The following is a 6,572-nucleotide window of genomic DNA, read 5'->3' as shown; positions in this document are numbered from 1 at the left end:
AGGCTGGAGCGGGCGGTGCAAAAACCGGTCTGCGTCGTCAGCATGTTCGACGATCGCCATGTCCGCGTCTACGGCGCCGGCAGCCTGCCGCAGGATGTCCTCGACCGGCTCGGCCTCGTCAACGCCTGGACCGGCGCCACCAATGAATGGGGTTTTTCGACGGTCGGCATCGAGGAACTGGTCGCCGTCGGCGGGGCGCAACTGATCTCGCTCGATCCGATCCCGCCGCACGTCAGGATCAGGATTGCCCGCAGCTCGCTCTGGGCCAATCTGCCCTGCGTCCGGAACGGCCAGGTGCGGACCATTCCGCCAGTCTGGCCGTTCGGCGGTCTCACTGCTGCCGCGCGTTTCGCCGAATTCGTGGCAGCGGCATGATCGCTCAGGCAATGTCCCTGCCGCGACAGCGCGACGGCATCGGCGCGCTCATCCTGCTGGTGGCCGTGCCCGCGGGCCTGGCACTGATGCTGACCATCTTCGATCTCATCAACCTTTTCCCGACGCACCTGTGGTGGCAGGCGCTCACCGCTCCCGACACATCCGATCCAGCGCAGTTGCTGTATCGCTATGCCTTCCTCCCGCGTGTCGCCGTCAGCATGCTGGCCGGCGCGGCACTTGGTCTCGCCGGTGTCATCATGCAGCATGTGCTGCGCAACCCGCTGGCCGAGCCGACCACGATCGGCACCAATGCCGGAGCGAGCCTCGCTTTGGCGGCCGCCACCCTCTACGCACCATGGCTGCTGGAAGGCGGCCGCGAAGGCGTGGCGCTGGCTGGCGGCGCGCTCGCCACATCAGCCGTTTTCGCACTGGCGCGCGGGCGCAGCTTTTCGCCAGTGTCGATCATCATCGCCGGCCTCGTCGTCAGCCTCACTTTCGGCTCGGCCGGCGCGCTGCTGATGGCGCTCAACCGCGAATACACCGAGGAGCTGTTCATCTGGCAGAGCGGCTCGCTGGTGCAGAATGGCGACGCGGCGGTCCTTGTTCTGGCGCCATGGCTGCTGGCCGGCATCTGCGCCGCGCTCCTGCTCTGGCGACCGCTACGCCTGCTCGACCTCAGCGACGACGGCGCGGCATCGCTCGGCACCCGGCCGGCCGTCATCCGCCTTGCCGGCATGACAGTCGCCGTCTCGCTCAGCGCGCTGGTCGTCGCCGAGGTCGGCGTCATCGGTTTCGTGGCACTCGCCGCCCCGGCGCTGGCGCGGCTGGCCGGAGCGCGCACGCTTGGCCGCCGTCTGGTCTGGTCGCCGCTGGTCGGCGGTGCCCTGCTCTGGCTCACCGACCGCCTGGTGCAGCATCTGCCGTTCACCGGCGAAACCCCCGCCGGCACCGCGACCGCTTTGCTCGGCGCGCCGCTGCTGCTGTTCCTGTTGCCGCGAATGCGAACCACCCCCGAAAGGCAGGCCGACATGGTGTCGTCGATACGCCTGCCGACAAACGGCCTGCCGTTGATCGCGGGCCTGCTGGCGCTCATCCTCGCGGTTGTCCTCGCCATCGGCTTTGGCCGTGGCGCAGGCGGTTGGCACTGGATCGCATCCGCGGATTTGACCGAGCTGCTTGCCCTGCGCGCGCCTCGCGTCGTCGTCGCCCTGTCGGCGGGCGTCCTGCTCGCCGTCGCCGGCACGCTGATGCAGCGCATGACCGGCAACCCGATGGCCGCACCCGAGGTCCTGGGCATTTCCGGCGGCGCCTCTTTCGGCGTGCTGGCGCTGCTGCTGCTCAGCGACAGCTTCGACCGCTCAACAATGCTCGGCGCGGCCTTGGCGGGCGCCTTGCTGGCGCTGACGATCGTCGTGCTGGTCGGGCGACGCAATGCCCTGTCGCCGGAACGGCTGCTGCTTGCCGGCGTCGCCGTTGCGACGGTCGCGTCCGCCTTCGCCGCGCTGCTTCTGGCCAGCGGCGATCCGCGCATGGACTTCCTGCTCGCCTGGCTGTCGGGATCGACCTATCGCGCAACGCCAACGGATGCCTTCACCGCCGCAACGGTCGCGGTCACCGTCCTCGCGCTGGCGCCGCTGACCGCGCGCTGGCTCGATATACTGCCGCTCGGCGAAACCGCCGCGCGTGGCCTTGGCCTGCGACTGGGACGCGTTCGCGCCACATTGCTTGCGCTCACCGCATTGGCCACCGCAACCGCGACATTGGTCATCGGCCCGCTGAGCTTCGTCGGCCTGATGGCGCCGCACCTCGCACGCATGCTCGGCCTCCGCCGCGCCGTGCCGCAGCTTCTGGCCTCGGCCATGACAGGCGGGCTGATCCTCGTTGCCGCCGACTGGGCAGGGCGGACGCTGATCTTTCCCTGGCAAGTGCCGGCCGGCCTCATCGCCGCCTTCGTCGGCGGCCCCTATTTCATGGCGCTGATGTGGAAAGGCAGGCAATGAAGTCCGTCCTGGCATATTGCCGCCCTTGCGCTGCCGATTGTAAGCAGCGCCCACCGATGACGGCCGGCGCGCTCACCGCGCCCGTCAAGACAGCTTGCGGTTCACCTCGATGATCAGACGTTTCCTTCCCTACTACGCGCCCTGGAAGGGGCTGTTCGCGCTCGACTTCTCCTGCGCGGTGCTGGCCGGCCTGCTTGAACTCGGCTTTCCCATGGCGGTCCGCACCTTCGTCGACCAGCTGCTGCCGCAGCAGGACTGGACCTTGATCATCATCGCGTCTGCCGGGCTGCTGGTGATCTATCTGCTCAACACGGTGCTGATGGCGGTCGTCACCTATTGGGGCCACATGCTCGGCATCAACATCGAGACCGAGATGCGGCGCAAGAGCTTCGATCATCTGCAGAAACTCTCGTTCCGCTTCTACGACAACCACAAGACCGGCCATCTCGTCGGCCGTGTCACCAAGGACCTCGAGGAGATCGGCGAGATCGCCCATCACGGCCCCGAGGACCTGTTCATCGCCATCATGACCTTCGCTGGCGCCTTCGTGCTGATGTTCACGGTCAACATGCATCTGGCGCTGATCACGGCGGTGATCGTACCGCTGATCGCCTGGGTGACGATGCGCTATGGCGACCGCATGGAGCGCAACTGGCAGGCGCTGTACCGGCGCGTCGGCGATTTCAACGTCCGCATCGAAGAGAATGTCGGCGGCATGCGCGTCGTCCAGGCCTTCGCCAATGAGGAGCATGAGCGCACGCTGTTCGCGCATGACAACCAGCGCTACCGCCAGACCAAGCTCGACGCCTACCGCATCATGTCGGCCAGCAATTCGCTGAACTATATGGGCATAAGGCTGATCCAGCTCGTGGTCATGATCGCCGGCAGCTATCTCGTCATCACGGGAGGCCTCAGCAATGGCGGCTTCGTCGGCTTCCTGCTTTTGGTCGGCGTCTTCGTACGGCCGATCGAGAAGATCAACTCGGTGATCGAGACCTATCCCAAGGGTATTGCCGGCTTCCGGCGCTACACCGAGCTGCTCGACACCGAACCCGACATTGCCGACCGGCCAGGTGCCGTGACTGTGGGCGGCCTCAAGGGCGACATCGAATATCGCGGTGTCAGCTTCGGCTATGGCGACGGCAAGCCGGTGCTCAGGGGTATCGATCTCACCATCCACGCCGGCGAAACCATCGCCTTCGTCGGCCCGTCCGGCGCCGGCAAGACCACCATGTGCTCGCTGCTGCCGCGTTTCTACGAGGTCAGCGCCGGCGCGATCAGCATCGACGGCATCGATATCAGGGACATGACGCTCGCCTCGCTGCGCGGCCAGATCGGCATCGTCCAGCAGGATGTCTTCCTGTTCGGCGGCTCGATCCGCGAAAACATCGCCTATGGCCGTCTCGGCGCCTCCGACGACGCCATCGCCGATGCCGCGCGGCGGGCGCAGCTCGACGGCATGATATCGGGCCTGCCGGCCGGCTATGACACGATCATCGGCGAGCGCGGCGTCAAACTGTCCGGCGGCCAGAAGCAGCGGCTGGCGATCGCCCGCATGTTCCTGAAGAACCCGCCGATCTTGATCCTCGACGAGGCGACGTCGGCGCTCGACACCGAGACCGAGCGTGAAATCCAGAAGTCGTTGGCCGAACTTGCCGAGGGCCGCACCACGCTGGTCATCGCACACCGGCTGGCAACGATCCGTGGCGCCGACCGCATCGTCGTCGTCTCGGAGTCGGGCGTCGTCGAGCAGGGGTCGCACAGCGAACTGATCCGTGCCGGCGGCATCTACCGGCGCCTGCATGACGCCCAGCATCTGGTGTCGTCGCGCTGATACGAAACCGCTGGAGCAATTCCAGGGAAAGTGTGAAACGGTTTTCCGTTCGGAATTGCGTCAAGCAAACAAGTGCCGATCGAAAAACGGGAGCCAAAAATGATCAAGGCGACGCCCTTCGACTTTCCCTATGACGGCAGGCTGATGGCCGAAACCACCGCGCTGATCGTCATCGACCTGCAGCAGGATTTCCTGTCGACGACGGGCTACTTCGCCAGGCAGGGATATGATCCCTCGCCGCTCAGGGCGATCCTGCCGACCGTGAGCCGGCTGATATCAGCCGCCCGCAAGGCCGGTGTCAGGGTCATCCACACCAGGCAGGGCTACCGGGCTGACATGGCCGACATGACGCCCTACGAGACATGGCGCCGCAAGCGCGCTGGGCTCGAAGGCACCGAAATCCTGCTGCGCTCTGGTCCAGGATTCCAGATCGTTCCGGAGATCGACGTCGCCCCGCAGGACATCATCGTCGACAAGACCTGCAACAGCGCTTTCACCTATACGGATTTCGAACTTGTGCTGCGCGCGCAAGGCATCACGCATCTGCTGTTTTCCGGATGCACCACGGATGTCTGCGTCCACACCACGCTGCGTGAGGCCTGCGACCGCAATTTCCAATGCCTGACGATTTCGGACGCCTGCGCCAGCGGCGACAGACAAGCGCACGAAGCAGCCCTTCACATGGTGACGGTTGAAGACGGCGTCTTCGGCGCGCTAACGGATTCGAGCGCTGTCATTGAAGGCCTGTCGCGGCTTGGCGACAGGCCCGAGGCAACAAAAGGCTGAAGAACTTCAGCCCGTTGCCCGCGTCTCCAATCCTGCACGAGACGCATATGCCCCAGGCTGGAATGCCTCGTGTTCGCGACGCGCCAGCGAATTGCGCAGCAGAGCGATCGTTTCCCGGCCGAGCGTTGCGATCTCGCGTGGCGTGTCGACGCCGACAATCATGAATTCATCGATCCCAAGGGCTGCATACGCAAGCAGCGACAGGGCGGCCTGGGCTGGCGGCCCGGCAACATCGACCGCCTTGTGGCCGGAGGCGGAAGCACCTTGGTGAATCCCGACCGGAAGCGCGAAGCGCAGCTTGCCGGCCCGGCCATGTTCGGCGGCGGAGCGGCGCACCCGCTCCATCAATTGCCGGATCTCGTCGATCGAGCCGGGCGCCAACTCAAAGACATCGGCATGCCGGCCGGCAACTTTGAGTGCCGTTCCGGACTGCCCGCCCATGCGGATGACCAGGTCGGCGCCGTGCGGTCCCTTGCGCGGCACATAGCCGCCCTTGATGCTGTAGAACGTTCCTTCGTGGTCGAAGGGCCGGTCGTTCGACCACAGCCGCTTCAGCAGCACCAGATATTCGTCGATGCGCTGCCAGATGACGGTGTGCCCGACCGGCCGTGTTTCGGCGTCGGCGTCGCTCAGCGGCTCGCTGATCATTCTCAGCGCCAGGCGCCCGCCGCTTTTCCTGTCGATCGACGCCAGTTGGCGGGCCGCCACGGTCGGTTCGACCACGCCCGCCCAATGGGTGAGCACGACTTCCAGCGACGAGGTGCGATCGAGCACCTGGGCCGCAAGATCCATGTTGGTCAGCAGTCCGGCCGGTACGTCGATGACGATCTTGCGGAAGCCACCATCCTCGATCAGCCCGAGCTTGGTCGCGGTCTCGGCAAAGTCGTAGAAAAAGGGAACCGCGGCATCGGCGGTCTTACCGGGAATATGCGTGAACTCGATCGGCATTGCCATGTCCTCCGTGGTGTCGGGCGCGCGAAAGCACGCCGAGGATTCGGTTCATTCAACTCCGATTGCCTGAAAGCGGTGGGCAGCTAAGCCCGGTCGATCTGACGACTCAGGGAATAAGGCCCAGTACGACTGCCCCGGTGAACACGAACGCAAGGGCAAAGACGAGATAGGCGAAAGCCCCGGCATAGGCCGGGCGAAAGGCCTGGGCGTTGGCCGACCGCTGAGCGCTGCGATCCGTCTGGGCGTTCTGGATATAGGACATATCGACCTCCGTCTCGGCGGTTAATCTATAAAACTGGTAGACTTTGTCGATTGCTATTTTTTGGCTAAAGACAGAATAATTTTCTCCTATGATGCCGGAAGTTGGTAGACACTTGCTTAGGGGGAGCGCTCGGACGGCCGATCCATATGGCGCGTCCGTTTGTGCTTCTGCGTCCGAATGGACCTATGGCCTTGCTTTCGCTGCGCTCAATTCGTGGATTGGCCGCCCGGCGCGGGCGCGGTAGCATCGCCCACCAGCAAAGCGAAATCGCCACACAGGGGGCAGAAAAATGGGCACAAGACTGGCCGGCAAGGTCGCCATCATTTCGGGGGGCGCGACGGGAATGGGTGGAGCGACTTCGGAG

General features: G+C 65.1%; 6 protein-coding genes. 4 read left to right on the top strand and 2 right to left on the bottom strand.

Translation table 11 applies throughout. From position 1 onward, the window contains the following. The 4 genes from EN750_RS13095 to EN750_RS13080 all read left to right on the top strand — a co-directional run. Nucleotides 1-375 (top strand): ABC transporter substrate-binding protein (locus EN750_RS13095; RefSeq protein WP_145967617.1); only part of this gene is annotated, 375 nt, incomplete at its 5' end. After that, nucleotides 372-2,375, top strand: a complete 2,004-nt coding sequence (fhuB, locus tag EN750_RS13090; RefSeq protein WP_127396659.1) for a Fe(3+)-hydroxamate ABC transporter permease FhuB — start codon at nt 372-374, stop codon at nt 2,373-2,375. The genes EN750_RS13095 and fhuB, both read left to right, overlap by 4 nt. 109 nt (nt 2,376-2,484) lie before the next feature. Then, nucleotides 2,485-4,209, top strand: a complete 1,725-nt coding sequence (locus EN750_RS13085) for an ABC transporter ATP-binding protein (RefSeq protein WP_127396658.1) — start codon at nt 2,485-2,487, stop codon at nt 4,207-4,209. 99 nt (nt 4,210-4,308) lie between these two features. After that, complete coding sequence (locus EN750_RS13080) at nt 4,309-4,995, top strand: isochorismatase family cysteine hydrolase (protein WP_127396657.1); 687 nt, start codon at nt 4,309-4,311, stop codon at nt 4,993-4,995. 6 nt (nt 4,996-5,001) lie between these two features. On the opposite strand, the gene EN750_RS13075 is transcribed toward EN750_RS13080, so the two are convergent. Then, complete coding sequence (locus EN750_RS13075; protein ID WP_127396656.1) at nt 5,002-5,943, bottom strand: LLM class flavin-dependent oxidoreductase; 942 nt, start codon at nt 5,941-5,943, stop codon at nt 5,002-5,004. 109 nt (nt 5,944-6,052) lie between these two features. Then, on the bottom strand, nt 6,053-6,208 hold the full coding sequence (locus tag EN750_RS13070; RefSeq protein WP_023811179.1) for a hypothetical protein: 156 nt from the start codon (nt 6,206-6,208) through the stop codon (nt 6,053-6,055). Nucleotides 6,209-6,572: the final 364 nt, after the last annotated feature.

This window comes from Mesorhizobium sp. M7A.F.Ca.ET.027.03.2.1 (genome assembly GCF_003999175.1).
Lineage (GTDB): Bacteria > Pseudomonadota > Alphaproteobacteria > Rhizobiales > Rhizobiaceae > Mesorhizobium.
This window is presented reverse-complemented; position numbering and strand designations above follow the sequence as displayed.